Below are 722 nucleotides of genomic sequence, written 5' to 3' on the forward strand. Positions count from 1 at the left end.
ATGATGACCAGTATCGCAGTTTGATGTATAACCGCTGTCTTTTAGAATATCGCTACTTGGATGAAGATCAAGAAATGCAGCGTTGGTATGACATTCACCCATTAATTCAAGGAATTGCAGAATTGAAAGAAGCTGTGGCGAAACTTCCATGAAAACCGCTGTAAGTGATTGGGATGATGATTTACCCCTCGAACCGGAGGAAGTTTATCAAGACTTGATTCGCGCATTGAAACGCAAGTCAGGATTTGGCTTGTTTTTTGTCCAATGTACACCTGCGGAAGCCGAACACTTCATTGCTAAACTTCCGCAGGAGATTCCACAGAAAAAGATTGCAACGCTTGGTTTGGTTGAGGCGATTGATAATTTATATGCGCGGGTGACTGAGTTTGTGAAAGACAAGCCAGTTGATATTTTATTGATTAAAGGGTTGGAATATTCTTTATACAAGTATGAACAAAGAAGTTTTGGTGAAATTACAGAGGGACAATTTAGTAATTTAACTCGTGTTCCACCAATTTTAAATCACTTAAACCAACAGCGAGAAAGCTTTAGAGATGATTTCCCCATCTGCTTTGTTTTTCTGTTGCGGTCATTTTCAATAAATTATCTCATTCATCGTGCTCCAGATTTTTTTGACTGGCGTTCAGGGGTATTTGAATTACCCACGACACCAGAAGTGGTAGAAGAAGAATCCAATCGTTTGGTACTGGAAGGTGACTATA

2 pseudogenes are annotated in these 722 nt (G+C 39.5%); both read left to right on the plus strand.

Annotation, left to right across the window (positions count from 1 at the left end):
• Positions 1 to 152 (plus strand): annotated as a pseudogene (locus tag AC5590_RS06095) (ATP-binding protein); the annotation flags it as partial.
• Positions 149 to 722 (plus strand): annotated as a pseudogene (locus AC5590_RS06100) (HetZ-related protein 2); the annotation flags it as partial. The pseudogenes AC5590_RS06095 and AC5590_RS06100, both read left to right, overlap by 4 nt.

This window comes from Brasilonema octagenarum UFV-OR1 (assembly GCF_963888615.1).
GTDB classification, from domain to species: Bacteria; Cyanobacteriota; Cyanobacteriia; order Cyanobacteriales; family Nostocaceae; genus Brasilonema; species Brasilonema sennae.